Genomic DNA, 2,218 nt, shown 5'->3' with positions numbered 1-2,218 from the left:
GGCTCGAAGAGGGGCAGGGCCTCCGGGCGGGGCCGCCCCGGTGGGGGAGGCAGAAGGCGCCGGCGCTTTCGCTGCGAGGGGCCGGGCGGCAGGGGCGGCGGCGCGGCCGGGCGAGGAGGCGGCGGCACCGGCCGAGGGTCCGGAGCGGGGGGCGGAGCCGGTGGCCGCGTTTCGTCACGTGACGAATCGTCGGGGCTCCGGGAATCGTCACGTGACGAATCTCGGCGTGCGACGGCCGACGCCACGGCGGCGACCACGGCCTCCCGCTGCTTCCTCGCCTCGTACGCCCGTTGGCGGCAGCTCCGGCGGCAGTAGTCCTTGCTCCGGCCGATGCCGTTCTGCTGGATCGGGGAGCCGCACCAGGCGCAGAGCTTCGCTCCGTCGGGGTCCCGGGGGGTGTCGTGCTTCATGGCGCATGACCGTACGCGGCACGTCTCATGGCGCGGCGGGTGGGCGCGGTAAGAGTTTCTCTACTCCATCAAGGCGGCCCGCACGCGGGCCGCGCGGCCCGCCGTCGGCCGGACCGCTCCTGTCTTCGCCCCGCTGCCCGGCCGCCCCCGGGCCGCTCGCCCGGAAGCGCCGGCGGATGACCCCGGCCTCGTTCCTCGAGGACGGCACCGACCCACGGCGTACGTCTCCGAGATGACGTACGCCGACGAGCACCAGGAGCACGAGCCCGGACTCCAGGGGCCAAGGTTTTGGCACTTTTGGGACCGCCCAACGCGCGCACGCGCGACGAGCACCAGGAGCACGTCGACGTCGTCGCACCTCTGGCACTTTTGCTCGTCGTCCCGCCGCACGGTCCTCGAACGGATCGCCCACACCCTTGCATTCCGATCCGAAGGCCCAAGCCGACAAGATCGTTACGGCCACAGCTCATGCACTACGGCACGGCGCTTCCGGTCACACCTCTTGCATTACGGCCGGAGCCGCCGCGAGGGGGTCGACCACGGCGCGGGAGACTCCCCGTCATGAGCACCGCGCGACGCCGTCTCGGCACCGGCCCGAGCACCACCAGGAGCACGACGACGACGGACGCCGCACCGCGGCTGCTGCCCGTCGAGCGAGTGGTGCCGGACGCACTCCTGGGGGACGTCGAGCACCAGGACGTGCACGCGCGAAAAGGCCGGCGGACGCTCGGACCGGGGATCGACGCGACGCCCTCGGTCGGGGAACCGCTGGAGTCTCCAAACGGATAACTTGCTCGGCCCCCGGGCGGGCGCGGGAGCAATGCTCACGCGATAACTTGCTCCGCCCCCGGGGGACTCTTCGGACCCAACCTGCTGCTGACTTCCGGGCCGTAGATGACGGCAGCAAGTTGGTGCATACGGTTACCGTATGCGCGCTGATCGGGGACGATCAGCGGTCGGTCCGAGCACGGACCGGGGGAGTTTCGGAGGGGGATCTCGTGCGGCCACAGCGGGTGTTTCCGGAGCAGCGGCGGCGTACCCGGCGCAACGACGAGCCGCGTCCGCACCGCCTGAATCTCCGGCTCGGTGACGACGAGAAGGCAGCCGTCGAGGCCGCCGCGAAGCTCGCCCGGCTGACCCCCTCCAGCTACGCGGCGCACGTCGCCGTGTCCGTGGCGATGAGCACGCTGTGGCCGGTCCCGAGGACCCGGCGCGAGGAGCTGCGCCAGCTGCTTGCCGCCCGGATCGGGCTGACCCGGATCGGCACGAACCTGAACCAGATCGCGCGGACGCTGAACGCCGGCGGCGACGTCACCCAGGAGCAACTGGAGGCCGTTCTGCAGCGCGTCGGCGAGGCCGTGCGGCGGGTCGACGAGGCGACCGTCGTGAACATGCGGCGCCGCCAACCCGAACCGCCTGACCTCTGACCCCTCCGCCCGAAGGCGGTCAAGGGGTGACGGCGGGCGCTTCCACGGCAGGGCGGGGCGAGGGAGTGGTGCGGCGGCGCAGGCGGGCCTGGAGTTCGGCGGTGTCGACGGGGGCGTCGTCGTGCTCCTGGTCCTCGTGCTCGCGGCGGCGGCGTGCAGCTGCTTCCTCGCGGCGGCGGGCGAGGTTGTCGAGCATGTTCGTGCACGCCTCGGCGACCTGAGCGGCCGACAGGACTACCGCCGTGTCGGCGACGTCGGCCAGGGCGAGGATCTCGCGGACCCTGCCAGCGACGGCTTCCGGGTCGGTGTTGCCGTCCTTGCCCTCGGCGGCCTCCGTGGCTGCGAGGTCGAGGCCCTTGCGGGTGACGGCCGTCCAGCCTT

The 2,218-nt window shown here is 72.6% G+C and carries 2 protein-coding genes and 1 pseudogene; 2 read left to right on the top strand and 1 reads right to left on the bottom strand.

Annotated features, from left to right (window positions below; all coding sequences use genetic code 11):
• Positions 1-971 precede the first annotated feature (971 nt).
• The gene (locus ACFT9I_RS40140; RefSeq protein ID WP_375966255.1) at positions 972-1,199 is read left to right on the top strand and encodes a hypothetical protein; all 228 of its coding nucleotides are present in this window, start codon (positions 972-974) and stop codon (positions 1,197-1,199) included.
• Between the two features lie 209 nt (positions 1,200-1,408).
• Positions 1,409-1,837, top strand: coding sequence for a MobC family plasmid mobilization relaxosome protein (locus tag ACFT9I_RS40135; RefSeq protein ID WP_382572839.1), 429 nt, complete (start codon positions 1,409-1,411; stop codon positions 1,835-1,837).
• Between the two features lie 19 nt (positions 1,838-1,856).
• Here ACFT9I_RS40135 and ACFT9I_RS40130 read toward each other — a convergent pair.
• Positions 1,857-2,218, bottom strand: a pseudogene (locus ACFT9I_RS40130) (hypothetical protein); the annotation flags it as partial.

It is taken from the genome of Streptomyces sp. NPDC057137 (assembly GCF_042670825.1).
Taxonomy (GTDB): Bacteria; Actinomycetota; Actinomycetes; order Streptomycetales; family Streptomycetaceae; genus Streptomyces.
This window is presented reverse-complemented; position numbering and strand designations above follow the sequence as displayed.